General features: G+C 50.6%; 23 protein-coding genes and 1 pseudogene. 14 read left to right on the top strand and 10 right to left on the bottom strand.

Annotated features, from left to right (window positions below; all coding sequences use genetic code 11):
• Positions 1-9: 9 nt before the first annotated feature.
• Both ABEW73_RS26775 and ABEW73_RS26770 read left to right on the top strand, forming a co-directional pair.
• The gene (locus tag ABEW73_RS26775; protein WP_430163556.1) at positions 10-1212 is read left to right on the top strand and encodes a response regulator transcription factor; all 1203 of its coding nucleotides are present in this window, start codon (positions 10-12) and stop codon (positions 1210-1212) included.
• Positions 1212-3107 (top strand): substrate-binding domain-containing protein, encoded by a 1896-nt coding sequence (locus ABEW73_RS26770; protein ID WP_430163554.1) that lies wholly within the window; start codon positions 1212-1214, stop codon positions 3105-3107. Before ABEW73_RS26775 ends, ABEW73_RS26770 begins: the two co-directional genes overlap by 1 nt.
• Positions 3108-3307: 200 nt before the next feature.
• On the opposite strand, the gene ABEW73_RS26765 is transcribed toward ABEW73_RS26770, so the two are convergent.
• Positions 3308-4687 (bottom strand): aldehyde dehydrogenase, encoded by a 1380-nt coding sequence (locus ABEW73_RS26765; RefSeq protein WP_430163551.1) that lies wholly within the window; start codon positions 4685-4687, stop codon positions 3308-3310.
• 97 nt (positions 4688-4784) lie between these two features.
• Between ABEW73_RS26765 and ABEW73_RS26760 the strand changes: the two genes are divergently transcribed.
• On the top strand, positions 4785-5693 hold the full coding sequence (locus ABEW73_RS26760) for a metallophosphoesterase (protein ID WP_430163548.1): 909 nt from the start codon (positions 4785-4787) through the stop codon (positions 5691-5693).
• Between the two features lie 565 nt (positions 5694-6258).
• Here ABEW73_RS26760 and ABEW73_RS26755 read toward each other — a convergent pair.
• Together ABEW73_RS26755 and ABEW73_RS26750 are read right to left on the bottom strand one after the other, a co-directional pair.
• Positions 6259-7068, bottom strand: coding sequence for a histidinol-phosphatase (locus ABEW73_RS26755; protein WP_430163545.1), 810 nt, complete (start codon positions 7066-7068; stop codon positions 6259-6261).
• A gap of 53 nt (positions 7069-7121) precedes the next feature.
• Positions 7122-8024, bottom strand: coding sequence for a LysR family transcriptional regulator (locus ABEW73_RS26750; protein WP_071222421.1), 903 nt, complete (start codon positions 8022-8024; stop codon positions 7122-7124).
• Positions 8025-8442: 418 nt separating this feature from the next.
• Here ABEW73_RS26750 and ABEW73_RS26745 point away from each other — a divergent pair, with 418 nt between their 5' ends.
• Together ABEW73_RS26745 and ABEW73_RS26740 are read left to right on the top strand one after the other, a co-directional pair.
• On the top strand, positions 8443-8901 hold the full coding sequence (locus ABEW73_RS26745) for a chemotaxis protein CheX (RefSeq protein ID WP_430163542.1): 459 nt from the start codon (positions 8443-8445) through the stop codon (positions 8899-8901).
• 93 nt (positions 8902-8994) lie between these two features.
• On the top strand, positions 8995-9768 hold the full coding sequence (locus ABEW73_RS26740; RefSeq protein ID WP_430163539.1) for an SDR family NAD(P)-dependent oxidoreductase: 774 nt from the start codon (positions 8995-8997) through the stop codon (positions 9766-9768).
• Positions 9769-9779: 11 nt separating this feature from the next.
• Here ABEW73_RS26740 and ABEW73_RS26735 read toward each other — a convergent pair whose 3' ends face one another.
• Together ABEW73_RS26735 and ABEW73_RS26730 are read right to left on the bottom strand one after the other, a co-directional pair.
• Entirely contained in the window at positions 9780-10613 is an 834-nt protein-coding gene (locus ABEW73_RS26735) for a nucleotidyltransferase domain-containing protein (RefSeq protein ID WP_430163536.1), read from the bottom strand.
• Positions 10614-10658: 45 nt separating this feature from the next.
• Positions 10659-11600, bottom strand: coding sequence for a helix-turn-helix transcriptional regulator (locus tag ABEW73_RS26730; protein WP_430163533.1), 942 nt, complete (start codon positions 11598-11600; stop codon positions 10659-10661).
• 147 nt (positions 11601-11747) lie between these two features.
• On the opposite strand from ABEW73_RS26730, the gene ABEW73_RS26725 reads away from it, so the two are divergent.
• Positions 11748-12500, top strand: a complete 753-nt coding sequence (locus ABEW73_RS26725; protein ID WP_430163530.1) for an alpha/beta fold hydrolase — start codon at positions 11748-11750, stop codon at positions 12498-12500.
• On the opposite strand, the gene ABEW73_RS26720 is transcribed toward ABEW73_RS26725, so the two are convergent.
• On the bottom strand, positions 12487-13767 hold the full coding sequence (locus tag ABEW73_RS26720; RefSeq protein ID WP_430163527.1) for an adenylosuccinate synthase: 1281 nt from the start codon (positions 13765-13767) through the stop codon (positions 12487-12489). The genes ABEW73_RS26725 and ABEW73_RS26720 overlap by 14 nt on opposite strands.
• A gap of 211 nt (positions 13768-13978) precedes the next feature.
• Here ABEW73_RS26720 and ABEW73_RS26715 point away from each other — a divergent pair, with 211 nt between their 5' ends.
• The 4 genes from ABEW73_RS26715 to ABEW73_RS26700 all read left to right on the top strand — a co-directional run bounded on the left by ABEW73_RS26715 (position 13979) and on the right by ABEW73_RS26700 (position 18548).
• Positions 13979-14863: a LysR family transcriptional regulator gene (locus tag ABEW73_RS26715; protein WP_430163740.1), complete on the top strand. Its 885-nt coding sequence runs from the start codon at positions 13979-13981 to the stop codon at positions 14861-14863.
• Positions 14864-15121: 258 nt separating this feature from the next.
• Complete coding sequence (locus tag ABEW73_RS26710; RefSeq protein ID WP_430163524.1) at positions 15122-16468, top strand: DEAD/DEAH box helicase; 1347 nt, start codon at positions 15122-15124, stop codon at positions 16466-16468.
• Between the two features lie 110 nt (positions 16469-16578).
• Entirely contained in the window at positions 16579-17331 is a 753-nt protein-coding gene (locus ABEW73_RS26705) for an ABC transporter ATP-binding protein (RefSeq protein ID WP_213643262.1), read from the top strand.
• Complete coding sequence (locus ABEW73_RS26700) at positions 17328-18548, top strand: ABC transporter permease (protein ID WP_430163521.1); 1221 nt, start codon at positions 17328-17330, stop codon at positions 18546-18548. Before ABEW73_RS26705 ends, ABEW73_RS26700 begins: the two co-directional genes overlap by 4 nt.
• 131 nt (positions 18549-18679) lie before the next feature.
• Here the strand turns inward: ABEW73_RS26700 and ABEW73_RS26695 are convergent, their stop codons facing one another.
• Positions 18680-18802 carry a hypothetical protein gene (locus ABEW73_RS26695; RefSeq protein WP_009592125.1) on the bottom strand — a complete coding sequence of 41 codons (123 nt, stop codon included), beginning with the start codon at positions 18800-18802 and terminating at the stop codon, positions 18680-18682.
• A gap of 87 nt (positions 18803-18889) precedes the next feature.
• A pseudogene (locus ABEW73_RS26690) lies at positions 18890-19259 on the bottom strand (transposase); the annotation flags it as partial.
• A gap of 143 nt (positions 19260-19402) precedes the next feature.
• On the opposite strand from ABEW73_RS26690, the gene ABEW73_RS26685 reads away from it, so the two are divergent.
• Positions 19403-20158, top strand: coding sequence for a hypothetical protein (locus ABEW73_RS26685; RefSeq protein WP_430163518.1), 756 nt, complete (start codon positions 19403-19405; stop codon positions 20156-20158).
• A 116-nt stretch (positions 20159-20274) separates the two neighbouring features.
• Here the strand turns inward: ABEW73_RS26685 and ABEW73_RS26680 are convergent, their stop codons facing one another.
• On the bottom strand, positions 20275-21573 hold the full coding sequence (locus ABEW73_RS26680) for an aminotransferase class I/II-fold pyridoxal phosphate-dependent enzyme (RefSeq protein ID WP_430163515.1): 1299 nt from the start codon (positions 21571-21573) through the stop codon (positions 20275-20277).
• Positions 21574-21697: 124 nt separating this feature from the next.
• Complete coding sequence (locus ABEW73_RS26675) at positions 21698-22312, bottom strand: pyridoxamine 5'-phosphate oxidase family protein (RefSeq protein WP_430163512.1); 615 nt, start codon at positions 22310-22312, stop codon at positions 21698-21700.
• A gap of 123 nt (positions 22313-22435) precedes the next feature.
• Here ABEW73_RS26675 and ABEW73_RS26670 point away from each other — a divergent pair, with 123 nt between their 5' ends.
• The 3 genes from ABEW73_RS26670 (at position 22436) to ABEW73_RS26660 (ending at position 26224) form a co-directional block, all read left to right on the top strand.
• Positions 22436-23899, top strand: coding sequence for a PLP-dependent aminotransferase family protein (locus ABEW73_RS26670; RefSeq protein ID WP_430163509.1), 1464 nt, complete (start codon positions 22436-22438; stop codon positions 23897-23899).
• 59 nt (positions 23900-23958) lie between these two features.
• On the top strand, positions 23959-24744 hold the full coding sequence (locus ABEW73_RS26665) for a helix-turn-helix domain-containing protein (protein WP_430163506.1): 786 nt from the start codon (positions 23959-23961) through the stop codon (positions 24742-24744).
• A 625-nt stretch (positions 24745-25369) separates the two neighbouring features.
• Complete coding sequence (locus tag ABEW73_RS26660; protein ID WP_430163503.1) at positions 25370-26224, top strand: SDR family oxidoreductase; 855 nt, start codon at positions 25370-25372, stop codon at positions 26222-26224.
• Positions 26225-26281: the final 57 nt, after the last annotated feature.

The following is a 26281-nucleotide window of genomic DNA, read 5'->3' as shown; positions in this document are numbered from 1 at the left end:
GATAGGGTCGTGTGGAAGCTGTTAATCGCCGATGATGAACCGAAAATTCGCAGAGGATTAAAGAAAGTTCTGCCCTGGGAGGATCTGAATATCCAGGTCGTTGGGGAAGCCGAGGACGGACGGCAAGCACTCGATTTGATCCATCAGCAGAAACCGGATATTTTGTTTGTCGATATCAATATGCCCTTTTTGAACGGACTGGATCTGTTAGAGAAAATGAAGCAAGTGCTGGAGCGCTGCGTAGTGATCGTAATTACCGGCCATGACGAGTTTGCTTACGCCCAGCAGGCTTTAAAGCTGAAAGTGTTCGACTATATATTGAAGCCAGTGGTAAGGAACCAACTGGAATCGGTAGTAGCCAGGGCGATTGAAACATTAGAGAATACCAGGCAATATGAGGAGCATCACCAATGGGTGGATGATCAGCTGAAATCGAACTCCATCCTTATTCGCGATAAGTTTCTGGTGAAATGGATCGATCATTTGATGGATGAGGATGAGGTGCGGAAGAACCTTGATTTTTTCGGGCTGCAGCTCAGACCAACCCTCGGCATCGTGCTGCTGAAAGTGATGAGCCATCTGGATACCGGCGGCACACACCGAGCTTGGGACCGGGAACTGCTGGAATTTGCCGCGAGAAATGTGGCCGAAGACGTGGTCCGATCTGATTCCGCAGCTGTCTTCAACGATGCGAAAGGTCACATCGTCGTACTCGTTACGATAACCGAAACAACGGATTGGTCTGAGCTTGGCGATAAAATTCAACAAAGGCTCGAAGCGATATTCGAAAAGGTGGTTTTGTTGGATCAATCTGCAGTAGACGATGGAATTGCCGGAGTTCCAGCAGCATACCGGAGACTGTGCGATGAGTTAACAACGAAAGGAAGTTTATCTCCGGTCGTTGTGCTGGCAAAAAAGTTCATTGACCGCAATTATCACCAGCCGGAGCTGTCCTTAAGTGAAGTGGCGAACGGGGTGCAGGTGAGTCCTGCGTATTTAAGCAAACAATTGAAGCGGGAGTTGGGATTGTCCTTTATCGATTATTTGACCAAAGTCCGGATTAAAAAGGCCATTCAGTTGTTGAACGATCCTGCGGCAAAAGTCTACGAGATCGCCGAAATGGTCGGTTACAGCAGTCAGCATTATTTCAGCAATACCTTTAAAAAAGTGACCGGATCCACACCGCTAATATTCCGGAAAGGGAAGCGCTGATGAAACTTTCTTTGTGGACCTGCGGCATATGGTTTGGGATCGTTTTGTTGTGTATTTTAATCTGGCACTCCATACAGGTAAGCGGCAGGGAAGCAGGCAACGATGTTCGATACTTAATCGGCGTTTCCCAGCCGAATCTATCCGAGCCCTGGCGTGTGGTAATGAATGATGAAATCCGCAAGGAGGTTGAACAGCGAAGCGATGTTCGCGTGATCTTCACAGATGCCGGCCAGAGCAGCAGTCAGCAGGCCGAGGATGTGAAGAATCTGCTCGAATACGGCATCGATCTGCTCATCGTTTCGCTTGACGATCCGGTGGCATTAACGCCGACGATTAGCGATGTTTATCGCAAAATCCCGGTCATTGTGATGGGCCGGGGAGTAACCGGTTACGATTATACGCTTTATATCGGAACGGATAACGAGATGATTGGCAAAAAAGCGGGGGAATTTGCCCTTGAAACATTGGGCCCGGCCGGCGGGAAAATCATCGAGGTGCAGGGGCTAAAAGGATCGCCCAGCGTTGAGGAGCGCAGCCAAGGGTTTCGCGAAGCGCTGGAGGAAACCACGAACATCGACGTCATCGCAACATTTAATGCGGATTGGCAGCGCGACAAAGCTGAGGATCTGTTGTCGGAGTGGTTCGCTGCAAATCGCGGGGTCGATATGGTGTTTGCGCATAATGAAGCGATGGCGTTAGGCGCTTATCGCGCCGCACATCATGCAGGCCTGGGAAATATGGATATCATAGGGATCGACGGAGTCAATTCAGAAAATGGCAGCTTCAAGTTAATTTCGGAAAATCGGTTGACGGGTACATTCACAAGTCCTACCGGAGGCAAAGAAGCAGTTAATTATGGCATTGACATTTTGAACAAAGAGAAAGGAATTCCGAAGAAAGTGATATTGCGGAGCCAGAAAATTACCGCCCAGACACCCACGTCGGCAAAAAATTCAGATTCGGCTAAAGATCGAAGTAATCTGGAGAAACGTGAAACGAAGAAGCAGGATGAGGGGAAGTCTATTGTGCTTGGCTTTGCCCAGGTCGGTACCGAAAGCAGCTGGAGGCTGGCGAATACGAAATCGGTAATTGCCGCCGCCAAGGAGGCGGGGATTGATCTGATATACGATAATGCGGAGCAGTCGCAAGAGAAGCAAATCGAGATTATTCGCCGGTTCATTAAACAAAAAGTAGATGTCATCGCCTTCTCGCCGAAGACCGAGACCGGCTGGGAGGAAGTGCTGCAGGAAGCGAAGGAAGCCGGTATTCCGGTTATACTGTCCGACAGGGAAGTGAATGTACGCGACGATACGCTTTGGACGGCTTATATCGGCTCGGACATGATCGATGAGGGACGAAGGGCGGCACACTGGCTCACAGGCGAACTGACTGGGCAGCAACGTTATCACATCGTTGAACTGCAGGGCACAGAGAAGTCTGCACCCGCGGTAGGCCGTAAGAAAGGCTTCGAGGAAGTGATCCGTCAGTACGACAATTTCGAAATTTTGGAGTCGTATAGCGGAGATTATACCTTCAAGGACGGCAAGAAGATGATGGAGACCGCATTGCGTGAGCACGGCAATCTTATTGATGTCGTGTACGCGCATAATGATGACATGGCGCTGGGTGCCATTCAAGCGATCGAAGAATACGGGCTTCGTCCGGGAAAGGACATGGTCATCATTTCTATCGATGCGACGCGTCCGGCGTTCCAAGCGATGGTTACGGGTAAATTGAATATGGCTGTCGAATGCAACCCGCTGCTCGGACCCCAGCTTATGAAAGCCGTGCGGGATTTAATGGAGGGCAAGGAACTGCCGATGAAGATCATCACCTCTGAAGGCGTGTTTTCTCAGGAAACGGCTAAGCGAGAGCTGCAAAATCGGGAATTTTAGGGATGTAGCAGCCATGAACCAGAAAAGAATGCCTCAGAAGTTCAGAACTTATCAGATTCAGATCAAAGAAATCTCAGAAATTCAGAGCCCACCGGACTATGCCTCAGTAGGGCACGTGCGGTTCGATAAGGGGGAAGCCATGAGAGTGGTTCCCCAACTTTATTTTAGTAAACGGCAAGTCAGTGAAGTCTTAGTTCCAGCTACGGTTTCATCAGTTTTTTCATAATGCCGAGCCCATTCTTGGAAGGGTAACGGAATTTAAAATCGAACCGATTGGTTTGCTTCAGCACGCTCTTCTTATGGGAGAAGGTCTGGAAGCTGTATTCCCCGTGGTAAGCACCCATTCCGCTCTCACCGACACCCCCGAATGGAAGGAAGGGAGTGGCCAGATGCATCAGCGTATCGTTAACACATCCCCCGCCAAAAGAAACCGAGGAGAGTACGTAATCCTGAACGTCTTCATTCTCCGTGAACAAGTAAAGGGCGAGCGGTTTGGGGCGGTGATTGATCGCCTGGACAGCTTCGTGTACATTCTCGTAAGTCAGGATCGGACACAGAGGGCCGAAAATCTCTTCCTCCATAACTGGCATATCCCAAGTGATATCGTCCAGCACGGTCGGCTCGATGAGCAAACGATCCTTTGAACTGTTCCCGCCATGGCGCAGGGTTCCGTTGTTCAGAAAGCCGGACAGCCGGTCAAAATGCTTCTCCGAAACAATGCGCCCATAGTCGGGATTGGTTAGCGGGTTCTCGCCGTAGAACGAAGTGATGGCGTCCTTCAGGTGCGCGATGAACTTCTCCTTGACCTTGCTGTGTACCAGAACATAATCCGGCGCGACGCAGGTTTGGCCGGCATTTGTATATTTGCCGAATGCGATACGTGAAGCCGCCAGGGCCAGGGGGGCATCCTCGTGGACGATACAGGGGCTTTTGCCTCCAAGCTCCAGCGTTACCGGGATCAACTGCTTGGCGGCGGCTTCCATGACAATTTTGCCGACATGGGTACTGCCGGTAAAGAAGATATAATCCATCGGCTGCTCCAGCAGGATCGTGCTTACCTCGGGTCCTCCCTCCACCGAAGCCACATATTGCGGCTCAAACGTCTCCGTGATGATGGACGTAATGAGTCCGGATACGTTAGGTGTCAGCTCGGAGGGCTTCACAATCGCGGTGTTCCCAGCGGCTAAAGCTCCGATCAGCGGAGAGATGGCCAATTGCCAAGGATAATTCCAGGGAGCAATAATCAGTACCGTCCCGTAGGGCTCAGCGTAGACCATTCCCTTGCTGCCTACATGCGTCAGCGCGGTTTTGACACGCTGTGGCTTGGCCCAGCGCTTCAGATTCTTTATGACAAAGGAAAGCTCCTTATAGACAATCCCGATCTCAGTTGTAAAGGCCTCCTGCTCGCTTTTGTTCAAGTCTTTGCGAAGGGCCTCCATGATATCGTTTTCCCTGGCAATCAGAACTTGGCGGAGCTTGGTCAACTGCTGCAGTCGGAAATCCACTTCCTTGGTGATGTCTTTATGAAAAAAACGCCGCTGAGCTGAAACTAATGCTGTGATTGAATCGTTATCAGTCATACGTAAACCCCTTTCTCTTGCTATTCCATATATATGAATAACCGTAAGGCCGTTAAAACTTGTACACTTTTATTATTATATAGGAGGAAGTCCACCTATGAGAAATCCATCCTCGTCGACTCCCCATGGTACAGCCCATGACGCGGCAAAGCGAGACGTCATGCAGACGAAGATGTCACGCCGCCAATTTCTGAAGATCGGTGTTTCCGCCGTGGTTGGTGTTGGCGCTGCAGGCGGGGCTTACGCGTCTTTATGGGAGCCTCATCAATTGGACATTACGAGACGGACATTGGCGCTTCCTTCACTTCCTAAGGCTTTTGATGGGATGAAGGTCGTTCAGTTTAGCGATTTGCATCTGGGCTTTCACACCGGGGTAAAAGACGTGGCCCGTGTGGTACAAGCGATTCAACATGAGAAACCGGACATGATCTGTTTCACAGGGGATATGGTGGACGGTAACACTGAGGATATGAGGGCTGCCATTCAACCGTTCAACGAGTTGAAGGCCCCTCTCGGCTTATTCTCTATATTGGGTAACCATGATTACAAAGATGTGGAGACACTGATTTCTATGGAGGAAGAGGCCGGATTTCAGGTGCTGCGGAACACCGCCGTGAAGCTAAGGCGGGATGGTGCTGTTATCGCAGTGGCAGGTTTGGACGATGTTTTCTGGGGCAAGCCGGATCCGGCAGCGGCCATTCAAGATTTACCCGACGGGATGTTCAAGCTGCTGCTGATGCACGAGCCGGATTATGCTGACACAACGGCAGCCCATTCATTCCATCTCCAGCTATCGGGACACAGCCATGGGGGCCAGATCCGTTTGCCCTGGATAGGAGAGGTGATCACGCCGCCCGGGGCAAAGCGTTATGTGCAAGGTCTATATACCATCGGTTCGGATGGAATGCTGCTCTATGTAAACAGGGGAATTGGCATGACGCAGCTGCCTTTTCGTTTCTTATGCAAACCGGAGCTTACCGTGCTCACCTTGCGCTCAATGGCATGAAGGGAATGAAATCGGTGATCTGAACATGTCAAGATGAAAGGCTCACTTGGAATTTGTTACACAAATGAAATATACCTGTTATCAAACTCTAACAGCCGCGGGTTAAACTTATCACATGACCCCCTTTTGAGAATATATATTATGTTTTGGACCCGGTAACGGGTCCACTTTTTTTTGCCCTTTTTTGCTGCACCCCGTACGTAAATGCAAAAAAACAGAAGGAAGTACCCCATTAAAGTACGTGTTCAAAAAGGTCGGTTTTCAGCACCGAAGCTTATGCTTCCGACGTGCGTTTTTACAAAACGCTTGAGTTGGATGAAGCTAGGGAGTGAGGAGCGGAGCGTACGTAGTTTGTACGTGAGCACCGGAAGGCCCGGCTGAATTCAAGATTCGATGCCGAGTTGCTTCTTGATTCACTTCATGTTAGATATAGAAATTATACGTTATCAGCAGAGCTGATGAAATTCTATATCACAAGAAAGCCTACCTTTGAATCGCGGTCGCTCATCCTTGAACTGACATCGATCAGGTTTTCTTATCAAAATCGGACCTTTTGAACAACCTCTTAAAGAGGTACGGTCACTTTCTGTTTTTGTTCGAAATATACCCATTCCGTGTATCCGATTTCTTTGAGCACTTTGGCCACTTCGTCAAATTCATCTCCGACCCGTGACGGCTTGTGGGCGTCGGAGCCGAAGGTGACGTCAACGCCGTGATGGTGCGCGACCTCCAAGATGGCGCTCGATGGATACCAGCCGCCGCACAGCTTGGTTTTGCCGGAAGTGTTGATCTCAATCGCCAGGCCCGATTCCGCGATGACTTTCAACGTTTCCTCGATCGCTTCGTCGGCCTTGATTTCGGAGAACAGCGGATAATTGCCCTTCATGGCATCCATATGGGCGATGATCTGGAACATTCCGCTTCGTGCGGATTGGCGGATCAGATTGAAGTATTCCTCTTTATCGGCAATCTGCTGCTGCGGCGTCAGGTTCTTCCAGCGGTTTTTATTGAAGATGCTGACATCCCTGACGTGATGGATGGAGCCGATGATATAGTCAAAAGGGTAGGCCGTTAACGCCTGCTGATACACCTGAGCATGATTCGGAAAATAATCGGACTCAATGCCCAGCAGGACTTTGATTTTACCTTCATATTCCCGCTTTAAGTCCAGAACTTCTTGTACGTACTTCGCAAAGTCCGCTTTTGCCATGGAGATGGCTGGGAAGGGCTGCTCTTCCGGGCTCCCGAAGTATGGAGTGTGGTCCGAGATTCCAATCACCTGTAAATCTGCCGCAATCGCAGCCTCGATATAATCTCGAATGTTGCCGTCTGCGTGGCCGCAGCGGAAATGATGGGTGTGCAGATCAAATTTCATGTTGACCTCCTTCATATCGCTTGATTGGTTATTATTCTAGGTTTGATGGGGCGTTATTCGCTGCTGATGAACTGTGTCTCGGGCATGCCCTTCAGATCACTGAGGAATTGACGCATAGCGGAGCTGACGTATCGTCCGCTCTTATAGATTACGCCGACAGGGTGGCTAACTTCAAGCTCGCTCAGGGGAACAATCTGCAGGGTGCCGTTGCGAAGCTCCGTCGCGACGGACTGCTTCGATATAATGGCTGCGCCCAAATTGATCTCGACCATCCGTTTAATTTCTTCACTGCTTGACAGTTCCATGACAACCTGCGGCTCAATGCCGTGCTTTTTCATTACGTCATCTGCGAAGCGGCGGCCGACGGTGTCACGTGTTAGCAGAATAAGGGGGGTTCCACCTAGCACATCCATGCTTGCCGTAGAGAGTTTGGCTAGTGGGTGTTGAGGGGATACGACAAGCTCAAAGGTATCGTAGTACAGAATGGATGTGCTCAAGTTGGGATTGCGTTCAATCAGATAACCGATCCCGATGTCGATGAGCCCGTTCTCTACGCTGTGATAGATTTGTGATGAGGCCATGGATTGAATGGTTGTTTTAATATGAGGGAATTGATCCTGAAAGTAGGAAAGTACCCGTGGCAGGATCTGAATCGCTATGGAAGTGGTTGTACCCAGCTGAATATGACCCTGGGGAGTTTGATCAAGGTCGGATAGCCGCTGCTTCAGCTCATCCACGATCCCGAGGATTTGTTCGGCATGGTCCACGAAGACCTGCCCCCGGTCGGTTAACGTTACGGGCTGACTCCGGTCCACCAGCACCGTTTTAAATTCTTCTTCTAGGCTCTTGATCTGGGCGGATACCGCCGGTTGTGTCAGATTAAGAAGCTCTCCCGCTTTGCGAAAGCTCATCGTTTTGGAGATGGTAATAAGTGTTTCCAATTGGCTGATGTTCATAGCCTTCCTCCTTACTTGATATATTCTTCCGCTCATCTATCGCGTGCAATCTGTATTATTTAAATTATAGGTTATTCTTCCCGGTGGAGCAACGAAGGGAGCAAACCTGGTCGTTTTCGGCCGAAAAAATGAAAAACATTTTAATTTCCATTTAATTATTATTAAAAGATGGGGAATCCTTCCGATAATAGTAAAGTAGACATAGAACAAAGGTGAGACCAAAGGCCCGTTTAAGCGAAAGGAATATCTTCGTACTAAAGCGTTTCAAGCGATAGCTGACATGGCAAGACAGTTGTTGGAATGAGGGCTGTCGCTATTTTGTGATGATTTATTACAAGGTATCCATTATAATGTTTAAATATATAGGTGGGACTTTGGGACCCTGACCAACAACCCAGTGAAAGGGGCGTAATGAGGAATGAAAGCGGAAGTCATCAATCCTTTTTTAGAGTCCGCACGACACGTGATCGAACAAGTCATACAGGTTTCACCTTCCACGGGGAATCTTGGGGTCAAAGAGATCGGATATTTGGAGAATCATATCTGGATCCAAATCGGCATGACAGGCCAAATGAACGGTGACATTGTATTTGGGATTCAGGAGCAGGTAGCCTTGCAGATGGTATCAGTGATGATGGGCGGCTATGTCATTACCGAGATGGATGAAATGGGACAAAGTGCAATTTCAGAGCTCGGCAACATGATCAGCGGCAATGCCAGCACCATTTTATCGAACCAGGGAGTCAGCGTGGATATTACACCTCCCAAAGTCATGAAGTCGGATAGCACATCTACTCTTATTCAGAAGAAGGCACTTTGTATTCCGCTGAGAATGGAAGGAATCGGAGAGCTGGATATTCAAGTCATGATTTCATAAAATAGGAGTAATGAACCCAATGGCCGTGTATATAAGGCTCTGTAATTGATGAGGAATCAAGAGCTGTGCCGGCAAAGAAAGGGATATGAAATCATGCTGAAAAATAAAGTTGTCGTCGTAACGGGAGCATCCAGCGGAATTGGCGCTTTGATCGCAGAGAAGCTTTCTGCGGAAGGAGCATACGTGGTGCTGTGCGCCCGTTCGGTAGAACGTCTGCAGGCGGTGGGTACGCGAATGCCGGGCCCCCATGAGCTTGCAACCATGGATGTTCAGAGCCCTGAGCAGGTGCAGTCTGTCATGGAGGACCTTCTTAGTCGCCATGGCAGAATCGACGTGCTCATTAACAATGCCGGATACGGCAAGTTCGAAGCTGTTATGGACATGCGCCAAGAAGAGTTTCAAGACATGATGGACGTTAATTATATGGGCATCGTGCGCTGTACGCAAGCCGTTCTGCCAGGGATGCTGAAGCGGGCTGACGGCCACATCGTGAACATTGCATCCATGGCCGGAAAAATCGGAACGGCCAAATCCACGGCCTATTCGGCTACCAAGCATGCTGTACTTGGATTTAGCAATTCACTCCGGCAGGAGCTGCGGAATACGGGCATAATCGTGTCTACGGTAAACCCGGGTCCTATCGATACCCCGTTCTTTTCCTTGGCAGATCCGACAGGCGGTTATGTCAACAATGTGAGCTGGTTCATGATGAAGGCCGAATATGTTGCGGATCAGGTTGTGAAGCTGGTGAGAAAGCGCAAGGAAGAACTCAATCTTCCGAGGCTTGCCTCCTTTGGCATCAGGCTGTATCAGCTGTTTCCAAGGTTTGCAGACCGCGTGTCTTACAAATGGATGAATAAGAAATAACGGCTGCAGAGCTATAACGCTTCCGTTTCGGCAACAAGCTCCTGAAGCAGCGCAGTGGCTTGTTTTGTTTTTTCTGTATCTGATGAGAGCAGTGTGATTACTTGGTCCAAGCGTTGCTTGTAATTTGCCGGCTTGATGGGAAAGGTTTCGATCATGGCCACCGCACGCTTCTCATTGATGCAGTACAACTCATTTTTGGCAAATAACACCTGATTCAAGCACGAAATGCAGCGGAAGCAGTGACCGGTTACATAGGTGATATCATCGCTGGCAGCTGTTTTATCCGCAAACATTAAGGAGAAGGATGCCTCGAAGGTAAAGAAGCCGACCATTGCATCCTTTAATGCTTTTGGATAAGGAGCCGTTCTGGCTTTCAGAGTCTGTATTCGGTTATCCGAATCCCACAGTATGCGAGAAATCGCGATTTCCCCCATATACATCACATTCAGATAAGCATGCGGATGTCCGGTTTGGTAATGAGCGGATACCAAGCCTGCGGAACAGTCGTCGATGATGCTGGACACGCGGTGTACATCACGGAATAAGAAATCCACATGATACCCCTCGATCACTAACCACCCACCCCCGTTAACCCAGGCACCCCATTCACCTAATGAAGTGATAATCCCATCCCGATGCTCGTCATCTAATTTCTTCGCCACCCTAGCGATGTTCTCCACCTTGAATCCTAATGATTCATCGTAATAAATGCCGATATCGATATCGGAATCCGGTTTGGCGGTTCCTTTAGCTCTGGATCCACCCAGTACGACCCCTATGACGCCGGGCACCTCTTGAAGTTCTTCTGTTATTCGCTGGATTAAAGAATCAATTTGTGAAGTCATGTATGTTCTCCTTCTTTATATATTTTATACGGAATCGATTTACCATTATGTATATCTCAGCCTCATGGATTCAATTTTCTCTCGGGTCCATTGAACCGCTTCAGCTGGGGAGATGATGGTTGCTTCCTCTCCGAGACGCCACACATATTCCGAATAGAAGGTGACGTTGGTTGCTGGTATTTCGAGCTGAACGACTCCGCTGCCATCTTTGTTCTTATGGATGTGGGGACCGAGGCGAGTATCTGTTTCAAGCAGCCAAACCCCTTTAGAAGTTAATTGTACCTCAAACGGCTTCATTTCCCCATTCCCGGTTTCCGGTATGTCACGCAGCGTTTGGTTAGCGATATCTTCACGGATCGTGATGGACGCATTGGGACTGGCCGCAATGATCCGGTCGACTCTGAACTGTCTGATATCCTCTTGAGTGAAACAGTAGGCCGGACAATACCAATAGCCTGAGCTTGCATACAAACCGATAGGCTGAATATGCCGCTGACTGCTTCCGGCGGATGCACGATAGGAGATGGTGACCGCTTGCCGAACCATGACGGCTTCCATTAGCGTTTGTAAAATCTCGGTCGACATCGCACGGAATGGACTGTGAATCATGACGCGATCCTTAAGACGGTCGATCTGCTCCTTCGTATCTGCCGGCAAATAATGATAGAACTTGTGGAGTGCCGTGGCGGCTCCATCACCGAATGGCAGGGTGCTGAAATAGCTTAAGGATTGACAGGCAAAAAAGATGGCGATTGCTTCGCTTTCCGTGAAACTGATCGGCGGCAGCATCCGTTCCTGCAGCAATCTGTAGCCGCCGCCTCGACCTTGCACAGAGTAGATGGGAACGCCGAGCCCGCTCAGCTCATCCAAATCCCTCGAAAGGGTCCTGACGGACAGACCGAATTCATCGGCCAGCTCTTTTACGGTAAATGACTTTTTTGCATTGATCATCATCATTAATTGAATCAGACGTTGGGATTTCTGCATAGAACGACCTCCATCTCGTATCATTTATTTTATCTTATTCTCTAAACAAGACAAGATTTGTCTTATTTAAAGGATATGATGTTCTCAAGAAGCAAGGGTTCACGATGAATCCTTGGGACAGGGGCTATCATGGGAGGAGAATATAGGATGAAACAAGACAAGTTTAAAGAAGAGCTAGGATTTGTTTTTATTCATGGAGCAGGATTGAACGGAGGCATATGGGATTTCGTTGTGGAAGGGCTGGGTCATCCGTGTTTGAAAGTGGATTACCCATTGCGGTACGGGTCTGAGATATCCGGACATCATTTGGGACTGGAGGATTACGTAAACCATATGGCGGAGCAGGTGAGAGCGTGGGGGACGAACAAGTTTGTCATTGTTGCGCATTCCCTGGGCGGGGTTTTGGCTATCGAACTGGCATCCCGGTTCACAGGCCGTGTTGCCGGGTTTATTGCCATCGGTGCGGCCATTCCTAAGCGCGGTGGTTCGTTTGTTTCGGCGCTTCCGTTTCCACAGAGGATCATTATGCCGATCCTCTTAAAAACGGCTGGCACAAAGCCGCCCGAATCCGTAGTCCGTACTGGGCTGTGCAGTGATCTGCCGGAGGAGCAGGCCTCCCGAATCGCAGCGGAGTTTGTTCCGGAAGCGCGCAGAGTCTATACGGATCGCGTTCAAGCGTCTATTCCCGATGTGCCAAAGCTTTATGTGAAGCTCATCCAAGACAAAGAGTTCGGATTATCCATGCAGGAAAGCATGATAGCCAATCTGTCTGCGGATGGGGTGGAAAGCCTCAGCACCGGCCATTTGCCAATGCTGAGCGATCCCCGTGGAGTCCGGAGGATTCTGGAAGGCTTCGTAAATCAAGTGAAAGCAAGCCATCACCCGGTTATCTCATCATAATCTGATCCCGTCTCGGGCCGACGGAGATCGTCTTGATGGGGACGCCAATGGATGATTCAATGAATTGCACATATTGCCGCGCGGCTTCTGGGAGCTCTTTAAAGGATCGGATATGCGACAGGTCGCATTTCCAGCCCTTCAGCGTTCTCAGAACAGGCTTCGCTGATTGTAAATCGGCCGTTACCGGAAAATGGTCAATGATGCTTCCATCCTCTAATTCGTAGCCAACGCATACGGGGATGTCATCCAGATACCCCAGGACATCAAGGTTGGTGAGAACGGCTTCGGTAGCACCCTGCACCATGCAGCCGTAACGTGTAGCTACCGTATCGAACCATCCCATTCGTCTTGGCCGGCCGGTCGTTGCACCGTATTCTCCTGCGTCCCCGCCGCGGCGGCGAAGCTCATCCGCTTCATCCCCATGCAGTTCGGTCACGAAGGGGCCAGCGCCGACACAGCTTGAATAAGCCTTAACAACAGCAATGACTTGGCTGATGGCGTACGGCGGCAGTCCTGCCCCGACCGGTGCATAGCCTGCCAGCGTGGAGGATGACGTCGAGAACGGGTAGATCCCGTGATCCGGGTCGCGCAGTGCTCCTAATTGGCCCTCAACCAAGATGGGGTCGCCTTTTATATAGGCCTGCTGCAGCAGCGTGGTCGTGTCCTCGATATACGCAGACAGGAACTGGAAGGACTCCAGCAGTTGCGTGACCATCTCATCAACGCTTAGCGGATCTCTCCCGTACAGATGCTGCAGCTGCACGTTCTTAATGGCGAGCATCTGCTCGAGCCGTTCACGAAGTCGCTCGGGGTGGAACAGATCAGCGACCTGGATGCCCAGCTTGGCATATTTATCCGCATAGAATGGCGCGATCCCGCGTTTCGTAGAACCGAATCCCCGGGCACCTAGCCGCTCTTCTTCCAGTTCATCCAACAGCCGATGAATAGGAAGCACGACTTGGGCGCGCTCCGATATAAACAGCTTGGGGGCGGGAACGTTCCTTGCTTCCAGCTCCTGCAGCTCTTTGATCAATACCTCAATATCCAAAGCCGTTCCCGGACCGATGATATTCGTTACGTTGGGATAGAATACACCCGATGGCAGCATATGCAGCGAAAACTTCCCATAATCGTTAATAATGGTGTGCCCTGCATTGCTCCCTCCCTGAAATCGAACGACATACGACGATTGCGCCGCAAGAACATCCGTCATTTTTCCTTTGCCTTCATCTCCCCAATTGGCTCCTACAATGGCTGTGACTGTCAAAACGTGTTCGCCTCCTACGGTCTTTTTCTTTTACAGGGCTCATTATATGAGTTACAACATTATAAATAAAATTGATATTAGTAATAGTAGACATTAGATTAATTTATGTTATACGATTCTGTAGAGAAGAATACGGGTAACGGATGAATTTTTTAGCTATATCTTTCAATACAGGTTCCCGTTATCATTTGATAAAATCGAGGTTATCATGATGGAAATCAATATGGAGTGGTATCGTGTCTTTTATTGGACTGCCCGGCTCGGCAGTTTATCGAAGGCAGCGGAGCATCTGCATATCACCCAGCCGGCCGTCAGCCATACCATTAAACATTTAGAGGGAACGATCGGAGGGCCGCTGTTCTTCCGGACAACCAGGGGGGTTAAACTCACGTCGGAGGGTGATGTGCTGTTTCGCTATATCGAGCAGGCCTTCAGCTTTATCGAGATCGGCGAGAAGGCGATTGCGGACATGCATAATTTGCACAGTGGTGAAATCAATATCGGAGCAAGCGATACGCTGTGCAAGTATTACCTGCTGCCGCATTTGGAGTATTTCCACGCCGCCTATCCGGATATTCGCATCCGCATTACTAACCGTACAACCCCGGAAACGTTGTCCCTACTCAAGGAAGGGAAGATTGATTTTGGCATCGTTCATTTACCGGCCTCCGATAAACAAATCGACTTTCGCGCGAGTTCCCCGATTCATGATTGTTTAGTTGCCGGTAAGTCATTTGCGGAGCGGGCCAAGTTACAACACCCATTGTCCCTTCGCGATATCGGGAGCTACCCACTGCTTATGCTGGAGAGGGGCGGGAGCACAAGAATGTATGTCGATCAGTACGCTGAGCTGCAGGGTGTCACGCTGAAACCCGAGTTTGAGCTTGGCAGCATTGAGCTGCTGGTACAGTTTGCCCGGAGCGGCTTTGGCTTGGCTTTTGTCATTCGCGACTATGCTAACGAGGAATTGCAAGCAGGTCAGCTGATCGAGGTGCCGCTCCATCCGCCAATTCCCGAGCGCAGCATAGGAATTGCAACGCTTCGGGGTATTCCGCTATCTGCTGCCGCCAAGTCGTTTCTTTCTCTTTTGCCTTAAACAGGTGGGGGACCGAGCCTATTCGAATGGCCATGTATGAAGTGCTGTTCACAGCCGTTTAGGATGTTTGATTTGGTGAGGACTCCTGTTTTGGCATATAATGAAAAAGAGCGAATAACACTTATTAGGAAACACGCCTGCTACCACCACTATGAAAGTAAATAAACCACATGTATCGGAAGGTTTTTCTAGCGATATCAGGCAGACGCGCTTTGGAATGATAGACTTCTGATATCTAAAAAAAGGATGGACTAACATATGACTGCAACTACATTTCATACATTAGGAATAGCCGAGGATTTGTCCTCCAGGTTAACGGAGTTTGGCATTGTCACGCCATCTCCCGTTCAGGCTGAGGCGATTCCGCCCATACTCGAAGGCAAGGACGTGCTTGCGACTTCCCAGACAGGCACAGGAAAGACGCTTGCCTATTTGCTGCCTGTGCTTCAGGGCATCGATCCGGAGATCAAGGGAGCTCAGAAATTGATTCTTGCGCCGACCCAAGAGCTTGCCGTACAGATTGTGAGAGAGAGTGAGCGTTACGGAGAGGCCCGCGGAATCGGTGTGCTCGGTCTCATCGGCGGTGCCGCGGCCAAGCGTCAGATTGAAAAGCTTAAGCTGCATCCGCAGCTGATTGTAGGGACACCGGGACGTGTTCGGGAACTAATCGAAATCCGGAAACTGAAGATGCACCAAGTGACTACGATCGTAGTGGACGAGGTGGATCAAGTGTTTAATCTGGGCGGCGCCGGCGATGTGGATCGTATTCTGCGCAGTGCATTACGTGACCGCCAATTGGTGTTCTTATCTGCCACGGTAAGTCCGGAAACGGCAGAGCTCGTTAAGAAGGAGATGGATCAGCCGGTCGAAATCGGGATTGATCCGGAGCAGCGGACGCCGTCCGCGCTGGAGCATTATTATTTTGTGACGGAAGAGCGTGACAAGTTGGACATGCTGCGCCGCGTGGTCCGGCATTACAATCCAGACCGTGCGATTGTCTTCGTCAATGCCACCGAGAATTTGGCAGAGGTTGAAGCGAAGTTGAACTACCTCGGCTTAAATGCGGCTGCCATCTATGGTGATGCCGACAAGATGACTAGAAGCCGGGTTTTGAATGCGTTTAGAGAAGGGCGTACCAAGCTCTTGGTCGCTAGCGATGTCGCTGCCCGCGGACTAGATATCGAAGGACTCGGTATGGTGATCAACTACGATCCTCCTATTGATGCCGAGCATTATACACACCGCGCAGGACGTACTGGACGCATGGGGCGGAGCGGCATGGCGATAACACTCGTAACGGACCGGCAGACGTTTATCATGCGCAAGTTCAATCGCGAGCTGGGCATATCGATCGAAGAACGCGCCCTTTATGGCGGCAAGGTAAGAACCCCTCGTTCAACGCCAACCGATCGAGGACACGGTCCACGTGGGTCAGCCGGGGATCCTGCCCGTAAAGACAAACCAGCCCGAAAGCCTGCTTCCACCAGCGCCAATGGAAAGGCGGGAAGCGGAAAGGCATCGGGTCAGCGTCAGAGTGAGAGGGACCGGGATCGCAAGAACAAGGGCGCTCCGAAATGGTTGAAGAACAAGCCTCCACGGAGCTAATACTCCATAAACGCGGAGCTTGTAACCGGTAGGTTGTTTTCGGGTCCGATTCAGCGGATATGGTCAAAATCCATAAGGACCGGACTTTTCAGAATAAGAGGTGATCGATAATGAGTGAACAGCCGGTATTGTCTGTTCAAGGATTAAGCGGCGGGTATAGCATGAATCGACCGGTTCTTCACGACGTAACCTTTCAGGTTGAGCCGGGTGAGATGGTAGGATTAATCGGCCTGAACGGCGCGGGCAAGAGTACCACGATGAAGCATATTCTCGGGCTGATGAATCCGCAAAAAGGGAGTATTCAGGTTCAAGGGAAGAGCCGCACGGAGCATTCGGAAGCTTATCACGGCGCCTTGGCGTTTGTTCCTGAATCCCCGCTGCTGTATGAGGAGATGACGGTACGCGAGCATCTGGAATTTACGGCACGTTCCTATGGCGTATCCCATGAAGATTATGAGGCGCGTTCGGAGCAGCTGGCCAAGATGTTCCGTATGGAAGAGAAGATGGACAGCCTGTCCACGCATTTATCCAAGGGTATGCGCCAAAAAGTGATGATCATGTGCGCGTTCGTAGCCAGACCGTCGCTGTACATCATTGACGAGCCCTTCCTGGGGCTTGATCCGCTCGGGATACGTTCGCTGCTTGACTTCATGCTGGAGCTGAAGGCGTCCGGGGCTTCGGTCTTGCTGAGCTCCCATATTCTCTCCACGATTGAGAATTATTGCGACCGGTTCATCGTGCTGCACCGCGGCAGCATCATTGCTCAGGGGACGCTGAAGGAGATCCAGGATCAAGCCGGAAGACCCGGCATGTCGCTGGAGGAGTTGTTTAATGTGCTGATTCAGGACGGTAACGGCGAATGAATTTGCGTGAGCTGTATGTCAAACGACGCGGGCAGTTCTGGGGTGAAATTTTCCCCTATCTGGGTTATGTCATACAGAGCGGAGTAGCCGTCGTATTTCTGTTCGTGCTGATTGCATTCGCTGCCTGGTACACCGCTCTACTGCAGCAAGTTCCGCCAGATCTGCCGATTCGCTGGATCGTGATGATTATTCTTGTACCCCTCATGATCAACAGCAGTATCCGCACGTATCTGCGTTCGGCGGACACGGTGTTCCTCATTCCGCAGGAATCCCGGATGAAGGAATACTTCAGTAAAGCGTGGTTCAGCGGCGTCATTTATAAAATCATCGGTTTAGGACTGGTGATGTTAATTCTATGGCCTCTATACATACGCAGCGATGTTTCGCCAAAACCGCTGCTCGCTACGTTTGTTGTTCTGACGCTGTTTAAACTGCTGTCCAGCTATGGGAGCTGGAAGGAGCAGCTCATGGTGTCAAGGAACGCGGCAGCAGCCTACCGGGCACTCCGCTGGATCGTTCCGGCGCTGAGCTTAGCCGCCTGGTTATGGCATCCACCGGGCCGCGCCCTCCTATTTATGGCTCTGCTCGGCCTTACGTATGTTGCCGCCTTGTCAGTCCCCGTCAAGCATTTGGTCGCTTGGGAGCGATTAATCGCCGTCGATGAGAGACAGGCGAGCCGGGTGATGATGGTGCTGAGCTGGTTCGTGAATGTGCCTCAGCGCGGGCAGCGTGTCCATGCGCGGAAATGGCTGTCAGGTTGGGGCAAGGGATTGGCGTGGAAGAAGGAAAGCGCCTATCGCTTTCTTCTCATTAAGAGCCTGACGCGCAGTGATATTCTGGGTATACTGATTCGGGTCGGACTGCTGGGTGCCTTTCTTGTGTGGGCAACCCGGGAGAGTCTGGTATCGGCGATTGTGTATTTGGTCAGCCTGATGATTATCGGACTCCAACTGTCTGCACTCCGAAAACTTCATCCGGAATCGTTCTGGCTGCATGTCTACCCGCTTCCGGAAGGAACGCGCCGCGACAATGAAGGGAAGCTCATCTTCCAGGTGCAGCTGTTCTGGGCTGTCCTGCTGTGGCTCCCGCTCATTCCGGGCATTCTTAGTGCCCCCGGGCGTATATTGGGTACGCTGGTTGCAGGTATCGTGCTTGTATTTCTGTTCCGAAGCGCTGCTGCTCGGAAGAGCCGGCGTGAAGACGATGACGACGAATAAATGGGAAGAGGCCGGGACGTTAGCGTCCCGGCCTTCTATTGTCATTTATAGTATGGGTTATTCCGTTTGCAGGAATCGCAGTGCGTGGTGTGGCGAGCTGCGATTTCTGTTCGGCTGTTATCTAGTTGTCATTACACCCAGAAAGAACGAGTGATGATAACGAGCAGGATAAAGAGAACCAGGATTGCTCCAACTCCGTATCCACCGCCGTATCCGCCGTATCCACCGTGTCTTACTTCTTCAACTGCACCCATGTTCATTCCCCTTTCAGTTCGTTGATTTGTAGTACACGGTATTGTATGTGGCTAATCGTCTATGTGTATGGGCGAGCGTTTACTTGTGGCAGAAGAAAAAATGAAGGTGCTGTCCACAAAGTAATGTTCCAATTTGACGTAATTTTCCTGGGAAAGAAACAGAAGCACGCTCGTGAAAATCTTCTTCAGTACGTCTTTCATACGCTCGGGACGAAAGCGATTGATGGTTCGGAAATCCGGACGCTGTTTCTGGCAATCCACATGAACATGACATTCTCGTGAACGGCTTTGGCGATCTGACGAGAAGAGTAGTTCCGTCGTGTGTAAGCCGTAGACGATGACTGACTTTAGTGAGCATCTTGGGATGGTAGCTGTCTCGACCGCCGCCGGGATAGGCACTCGCAAAGATTCGGTGGTCCAAACGGTTAATGGCTTCATTGATGATGCGAACCAGATGTAAGAAATCTGCACGGCGCAGCGGAGAGGACGAATCGATTCCGGACAAGCGTCAGCGCTCGCCTTTGCCCCCACATTTCGTCCTAGGTCAGAACCCATTCCAAGAAATGTGGGGGCAACAGCGATGGGAGGAACGATTTGTACATGGAGCGTCTTCTAACAGCAAGAAGGGAGCCTTCATTTATGTTAGGATGGAAAATAATCATGGGGAAATGGGGGGATGAGATGAAAATACATAATAGGTTGAATCAGATTAGAGAAGAGAACAAATCAACTACAAAACAAAAAGTCTTTTCCATAGTAAATGCAATAATGATCGGAGTAATTTTGGGTTTAGCAGCAAAACTTGTGGATACTCCAGGTATCAACCCCGTATTTGACAATATCGGTGGACGTCTTGGTATATGGGTCTTTGTTGGAACGCTTTTATCGGTTTTCAGCTACTCGCCCAAAATAGCAGCTGTAAAAGTATTCGTCTTCTTTGGATCTATGCTTACCGTTTATTATGCTTACACCGTGCTTTTTCTACACTTTTTCCCAGAGAGAGCCATTGTTTTTTGGGGTATATGCGCGGTGATATCTCCTGTTTGCGCTTATATTATGTGGTATGCGCGTGGAAATGGATTGTTTTCTCATATGGTTTCGGCGCTTCCCATCACAGCTTTGCTGTCAGAAGGGTTTGAATTACGTCATGCTTACTTACCCATTCACACTCATTACTATTTAATCCCATGGCTTATGGGAGTATATCTAATGATGATCTTGGTTTTATTACTTATCATTCCTAAAAATAAAATGCAATTTGTAGTCGTTTTACCTATAGCCCTTATATTGTCTTTTATCATGATCTATTTTAATGTTTTAGGTCGGATATTTGGCGGCATGAACGGTGTATTTTAGGAATGTCGCAGAACATAAATAATGCCCTCCCGACTTCCTACAGGGAAGTGAGAGGGCTGAAGAGTTTGATGTTCTCGTTATCTGGAGCTTATATCTTCTTCATATACAGCCGATCATCAAGCCTTCTGCAGGTCTTGAATCCCTTTATAGACCAGATCGAACAGATCCTCCAAATACTCCTCATCAATACAAGAGAAGGCGATCCGGAGATCATGCTCGCCAAGGGCGATGGTTCCTACGCCATACTCATGGATGAGATGGGAACGGAGTTCCTCGGCGTTTACCGTGTTCAGCTTCAGGCACATGAAGTAACCGGAATTAAACGGATAGTATTCCCATGCATCGCCGTATTTGCCGCTGTCGAGAATGGATTTCACTTTGTTCGCGCGGCCTTTCATGATGATGAATTTTTCTTCCTTCTGTTCGTGGAATTCCGGAGCCTTCAGCGCCTCCAGAACAAAGGTTTGCGAAGGGTGGGAGGCGCTGGATATCGTTGCCCGGATAATGCCAAGCGTCTTCTGCTCCAGTGCTTCCAACACGTCTTTATCTTCTGCCGCATACGTGATAAAGCCGACACGGAATCCCCATACGAATTCTTCCTTGGTCGCACCGTCGACCTTCACAGGAAGCACGCGAGGGTGAAGGCCTGCCAGACGTCCGAAGAGCGATTCCTTCAGCGAATCTTCAAAGAACAATCCAAAATACGCATCATCGGTAACAACGACAATATTCATGCCGGCTTCGGCGGCTTCCTGGATCGCGGACACGATGGCAGCCCCTTCCTGAGCACCAGGCGTATAACCTGTCGGGTTGTTCGGGAAGTTCAACAGGACGACCGCCTTGCCTTTATCCTTCTGGCTGAGCAGAGCCTGTCGAAGTCCTTCGGCGTTAAATTTCATATCGTCCGTGAAGAGAGGATAGGTTACATGAATGCCATGGCGGCGAATGCCGAATGTCAGCTCGTAATTCTCCCAGTTTTTATCGGGATAAATCACGGCGTCCCCTTCATCCACGAACAAATCGGCTACGATGCTAAGACCATGCGTCAGCGCATTCGTGACGATGGGATTGCTGAAGCTTTTGCCTTCGAGCGAAGGGTTCTCTTGAAGCATCTTGTTTCGCCATACAGAGCGCAGCTCCGGCTTGCCTGCCGGAGGGGCATACGGGTACAGATCCTTCGGCTGGTAAGCCGAAAGTTTGTCCTGGATGACGCCCAGATGCATCGGGACTCCGCCTTCGGTTGCAATACCGATCGTAGCGTTATATTTTTTCGCATGGCTCGTCGCTTCCGCAGATTGGCTCAGGATGCCCTCTTTCGGGAAGTAGATTTCTTTGCCGAGTGTGGAGAGCATGTCGTACACATGCGGGTTGCCGGCGTGCATTTTTCCATTCAATTGACCAACCAATGGGTTCATGAACTGATTCCTTCCTTCCGAATACTTTTGGTTAAGGTAAGTGTAGGTGACAAGTTGCTTTACGTTTTCATTGCCTAACATTATACCACTTAGCCCAGTAACCGTCACGGATAATTGTAATGCTTTAACGCGGTCCAGGGTGATGCTTGCATATCAGTCCGGCGGTTTCTTTATCCCGCTCTTTGCCGCGGCATTCAAGCCCTTCGACTACGGCCTGGAGCGAATCCGGCTTCAGGTTCTGGCCGAATTTGAACTTGGCGCTCATTCGCTGTGGAGTTAGCTTGATGACCGCTACCCCCTTCAGTCTGGGGATATAAGCCCGGTCATTCGCGTCAATGGCGCGGTATCCGCCTTCAGGCTGCAGTTTTGTCATCAGTGCCTCCATCGCAAGAGCCTTTTCCTCCAGATCATCCACGATCACCACCTCGCCGATCGCTATTACGCTTTTGAAGTAGGCCGTAGCCGGGCAGGCCATCTCCGGATCGGAGAAATAGGAAGGGATCAGTGCATACTCATCAGCTATGGTAAAGCACACGGCGGGCGTCCGGCGCAGATGATCCATTTTTTCACCCATCCGGCTGCCGTGAAAATAGAACGCTCCGTTAACATAGGCGAAGTTCAAGGGCGTTACACGCGGGATCCCCTCTTCATCGGCTGTTCCAAGGAAACCAAAGCTCATGCCGCTGAGGAAATCCTCGATCTCTTGTTGATCCTCCATCGCAAACTCGTCTCTTCTCATGGTTAAACGCTCCCCCTATCATTTTGAATAACAGTTTATGATGAATATTGACAAGGAAAAAGCACCAATTTAGAGTAATTTATATAGTCCAATTTTATATCAAGAATGATAGGAGTCGTCATGATGGAGCTGGGATTGCCGTTCGAGACGTATGTGGAACAATATCGATATAAATATTTGGCTCTATACCACGCGATTCGCGCTGCCATTCATAGCGGCAAGCTGCCGGAAGGAACCCGCCTTCCCGCTACACGCGAGCTGGCAAAGCTGTATGGTGTGTCCAGAGGATCGGCCGCGCAGAGTTATGACATGCTGATGGCCGAAGGTTATGTTGTGTCCAGGCAGGGCAGCGGAACTTACGTGGCGGAAGGGATAGCTATGGAAGAACAGCCGCCGCTGGTCGAGGGAGCGCCGGTGCTCTCCTCATGGGGGCAACGACTGGTTGGCCAAAGCGGGGATTATACCTCGGCACAGATGCTGCTGAGAGAACCTCCCCCAGGTACAATTTCATTCGCGAATGCATGGATGCCCATGGAGGATTTTCCGTATTCGGAGTGGAGGAGCGCGTTATCCTATGCAGGTGGAAGCGGGGGAGTCGAGCTGCAGAACGGAGCACCGCCGGAGGGAGATCTCGAACTACGCCAGGCGATAGCCGGACACCTGCGTTTTACGCGGGGAATACAGGCCGACCCCGAGCATATCGTGATCTTCAGCGGATCCATGCAGGGGCTAGTCCTCCTGTTTCAGCTGCTGGTTGATCCTGGTGATCAGGTGGTCATGGAGGATCCGGGCTATCAAGGAATCTATCGGGGCATCAGCCTGAGTGGCGGGATTCCGCTGCCATCCCCAGTTGACGATACCGGATTGATACCGCGTGACTGGGACGCCGGTCTGCTTGTCGTAAGCCCCAGCCGTCAATACCCGACGGGAGCGGTGCTGCCGCTGGAGCGAAGACGGGCGCTGCTGAATTGGGCGCGAAGCCGTCAGGCCTTTATTATCGAGGATGATTACGACAGTGAGTTCCGCTGGGGCGGCAAGCCAATTGAGCCCCTGCGGATGCTGGATAACGAGGGACGTGTCATCTTCGTCGGTTCGTTCTCCAAAACGATGTTCACCGGGCTCCGCATCGGGTACGCCGTGCTGCCCCCAAGCCTGGTTGAGGCGGTCGTGCAGGCTAAGGCTCTGTACGAGCCGATCTCACCAGCCGTATTGGAGCAGCGCGCGCTGGCGCACTTTATTGTGCGAGGGGGTTACGGTCGGCATCTTAGAAGAATGACCCGGCTGTATGGTGCACGGTATGAGGCGCTTCGTCAGGCGATGGTTACCCATGCCTCCGACCTGTTTCGTCTTCATCCCGGCGATGCCGGATTGCATGTTTATGCGAACTGGCTGCGCTCCGAGGAAGAGTATGCCCTGTTCCAGGAAGCTGCCCGCAAACGCGGCGTCATGTTTCGGAATGCATCGGTATATCATCGTACACCCGGATTGCCTGCCGCATGCTTCGGCTTCTCACATCTGGACATATCCAGCATCGAAGAAGGAGTTGCCCGGATTGCGCAGGCATGGCTGGACATGCAAAAAACATAAAAAACGGGTATGATGGAAAAGAGGTCAATTTTTGAATGAGATGAGGGGGTTATGACGTGATGCTAAATGCATCGCCGTCTTCTTTTATAATCATGTCTGCGCTTGCCAAAATCGTATGTGAGCCAGGCTGGAAATGGCAAAAACGCGAAAGACCCATGCAGAATTATGATTTGTTCTATGTATGGAGCGGCGAAGGCACGGTCGAGCTCAATGACGAGCCCTTTGCTGTGGGAAAAGGAAGCTGCTTCCTGTTCCGACCAGGAGATCATACGAGTGCGACGCACAATCCGCAGAAACCGCTCGTATTGACATATATCCATTTTGATGTGGCCGACCTGGTGCAGCATATCCCTGCATCCTATCGCAAGCTGACGGAAACGATGGATTTTGAATATTTGCTCGCGCGCTACGTGCGTTTGTATCTGGACAAGCCCTACGGATCATTGGAGGAGGGGCAGCTTATTCTGAAACAGCTGATGATTCATCTGCTGCGTTCGGATCTTGCTGAGCCGGTGGTCAAAAAAGCAAGCAACCAGCTGTCAGAGGCTATCCATGAAATCGCGAATTATGTCCGTCAGCACCCGGGGGTTCCCCATCGGGTAGAGGATTTGGCCGCTAGAGCGGGGTTGTCCCCCCGTTACTTCTCGATCAAGTTCAAGGAACTGATCGGCACGCCGGTGCAATCTTACATCATTCAGATGCGGATCGAGCGAGCGCAGCATCTGCTGCTGCATCAAGGCATGAACGTAACGGAGGTAGCCGACGCGCTGGGTTACCGGGATATTTTCTTTTTCAGCCGGCAATTTAAGCAGTATACGGGCAAGAGCCCATCCGAGATTCGGTGATTCCCTCGCCCTTCCATAACTTACCTGATTGGTGGGAGGGGTTAATGGTTTCATAGCAAGCAATTTAGGGTAATAAATGAGATACAGTTTTAGAAGGGGGGAGAGAGGAATGAGCCCAAGAAGACGGGTGCGTGGACGTTTCTTCAGTCGTGGTGGCTGCGCTATTTTCAGAAATCGCTTGCGCCGGATGAAGACAACGACTCAGGATCATCAGGATGTGTGGTTTTAAATGAGACCTGGCCTACATACGGGTGACGTTGAATCCCGTTATCATATACGCTTTTCTCTGGATGAACGCAAAAGGGAGCTAAATGGCTCCCTTTTTTTCGATATGTTTTGGGGTCCCCGCAAAGTATTTGGAATAAGCATCGAAGCATAGGCTCCACTTTGTGGGGTTATTTAATGGATACATATTTGGATAGGGACTCTGTCTGGTTACGTTGTAAAAGGATCATATGCAGATAGGAACTCTGGTTACGTTGCAAAATTTAATTTTGTTATATTAGGAATACGCATAAAGCGCTAAACGCAGGGTGACGAAAAATAGACGGGTGAGCATTTCGGATAACGGAAGGGTGATGGGAGTGAAGGATAGTGAGGCATTGGCGGAGCAAGCGGTGATCCGATGGTAACGGCGGGAACAGGGAAGGTTGCGCTGATCACGGGCGCTTCGAGCGGGTTCGGACTGCTCATCAGTCTGGAGTTGGCAAAAGCAGGTTATGACGTGGCAGCGGGTCTGCGCAGGCCTGAGGCGGCTGCAGAACTGTTGGCTCGAGCCGAGCAAGCCGATGTTGCCGAGCGTGTACACGTATTCCAGCTGGATATCTGCATTGAGGAACAAGTCAAGGCCGTTGTTCTGGAGTTAGAGCAGAGGTATGGCCGCTTGGACGTGCTGGTGAACAATGCCGGCGAGGCGGTAGGCGGCATGGTGGAGGAAGTGACGCTCAGCGGCTGGCGAAAGCAAATGGAGACGAATTTTTTCGGGACCGTATCGGTGACGCAGCATATGCTGCCGCTGCTCCGCCGAACTGGAAAATCCAAAATCATTCTCATGAGCAGCATTAGCGGCGTGGTCGGATTTCCGGGTTATGGACCCTATGCATCCTCCAAATTTGCGCTGGAAGGGTTTGGCGAAAGCTTGTCCATGGAAGTGATGCCCTTTGGCATTGATGTCGTGTTGATCCAACCTGGTGCCTATGGTACGCCGATCTGGAACAAAAGCTTTGGGGAGCTTACGGTAAAGGAAGGATCACCCTACAGCGGTCTGCTGAAGGGCGTGCTGGACTATTCCGAGCGGACAGCCAGGGGAAGCGGGGATCCGCAGGAGGTAGCCAGGCTTGTGGCAAAAATTGCGTCCATGGCTAAGCCCAGATTCCGCTATATGCTGCCCCGAGGCACGCGGCTGACCGCATGGATCAAGGGCGTACTGCCGGATCGGCTGTTTCAGCGGATTATTTATCGGATGCTGGGCCGGCGTTAATCATGCATGCAGCGAATGATTCATGGCCGTAACTTGTCATGCGATGTTTGGTAAGGT

The organism is Paenibacillus lautus (assembly GCF_050482385.1).
In the GTDB taxonomy this organism is placed as follows: Bacteria; Bacillota; Bacilli; order Paenibacillales; family Paenibacillaceae; genus Paenibacillus_AQ; species Paenibacillus_AQ lautus_B.
This window is presented reverse-complemented; position numbering and strand designations above follow the sequence as displayed.

Excerpts from the sequence above, each read along its gene's own strand:
- ABEW73_RS26680 (WP_430163515.1), bottom strand. The coding sequence starts at position 21,573 with ATGAACCCATTGGTTGGTCAATTGAATGGAAAAATGCACGCCGGCAAC.
- ABEW73_RS26675 (WP_430163512.1), bottom strand. The coding sequence starts at position 22,312 with ATGAGAAGAGACGAGTTTGCGATGGAGGATCAACAAGAGATCGAGGAT.
- ABEW73_RS26755 (WP_430163545.1), bottom strand. The coding sequence starts at position 7,068 with ATGAAATTTGATCTGCACACCCATCATTTCCGCTGCGGCCACGCAGAC.
- ABEW73_RS26695 (WP_009592125.1), bottom strand. The coding sequence starts at position 18,802 with ATGGGTGCAGTTGAAGAAGTAAGACACGGTGGATACGGCGGATACGGC.
- ABEW73_RS26725 (WP_430163530.1), top strand. The coding sequence starts at position 11,748 with ATGAAACAAGACAAGTTTAAAGAAGAGCTAGGATTTGTTTTTATTCAT.
- ABEW73_RS26710 (WP_430163524.1), top strand. The coding sequence starts at position 15,122 with ATGACTGCAACTACATTTCATACATTAGGAATAGCCGAGGATTTGTCC.
- ABEW73_RS26765 (WP_430163551.1), bottom strand. The coding sequence starts at position 4,687 with ATGACTGATAACGATTCAATCACAGCATTAGTTTCAGCTCAGCGGCGT.
- ABEW73_RS26705 (WP_213643262.1), top strand. The coding sequence starts at position 16,579 with ATGAGTGAACAGCCGGTATTGTCTGTTCAAGGATTAAGCGGCGGGTAT.
- ABEW73_RS26770 (WP_430163554.1), top strand. The coding sequence starts at position 1,212 with ATGAAACTTTCTTTGTGGACCTGCGGCATATGGTTTGGGATCGTTTTG.
- ABEW73_RS26740 (WP_430163539.1), top strand. The coding sequence starts at position 8,995 with ATGCTGAAAAATAAAGTTGTCGTCGTAACGGGAGCATCCAGCGGAATT.
- ABEW73_RS26685 (WP_430163518.1), top strand. The coding sequence starts at position 19,403 with ATGGAGCGTCTTCTAACAGCAAGAAGGGAGCCTTCATTTATGTTAGGA.
- ABEW73_RS26700 (WP_430163521.1), top strand. The coding sequence starts at position 17,328 with ATGAATTTGCGTGAGCTGTATGTCAAACGACGCGGGCAGTTCTGGGGT.
- ABEW73_RS26750 (WP_071222421.1), bottom strand. The coding sequence starts at position 8,024 with ATGAACATCAGCCAATTGGAAACACTTATTACCATCTCCAAAACGATG.
- ABEW73_RS26745 (WP_430163542.1), top strand. The coding sequence starts at position 8,443 with ATGAAAGCGGAAGTCATCAATCCTTTTTTAGAGTCCGCACGACACGTG.
- ABEW73_RS26730 (WP_430163533.1), bottom strand. The coding sequence starts at position 11,600 with ATGCAGAAATCCCAACGTCTGATTCAATTAATGATGATGATCAATGCA.
- ABEW73_RS26735 (WP_430163536.1), bottom strand. The coding sequence starts at position 10,613 with ATGACTTCACAAATTGATTCTTTAATCCAGCGAATAACAGAAGAACTT.
- ABEW73_RS26715 (WP_430163740.1), top strand. The coding sequence starts at position 13,979 with ATGGAAATCAATATGGAGTGGTATCGTGTCTTTTATTGGACTGCCCGG.
- ABEW73_RS26660 (WP_430163503.1), top strand. The coding sequence starts at position 25,370 with ATGGTAACGGCGGGAACAGGGAAGGTTGCGCTGATCACGGGCGCTTCG.
- ABEW73_RS26665 (WP_430163506.1), top strand. The coding sequence starts at position 23,959 with ATGCTAAATGCATCGCCGTCTTCTTTTATAATCATGTCTGCGCTTGCC.
- ABEW73_RS26670 (WP_430163509.1), top strand. The coding sequence starts at position 22,436 with ATGGAGCTGGGATTGCCGTTCGAGACGTATGTGGAACAATATCGATAT.
- ABEW73_RS26760 (WP_430163548.1), top strand. The coding sequence starts at position 4,785 with ATGAGAAATCCATCCTCGTCGACTCCCCATGGTACAGCCCATGACGCG.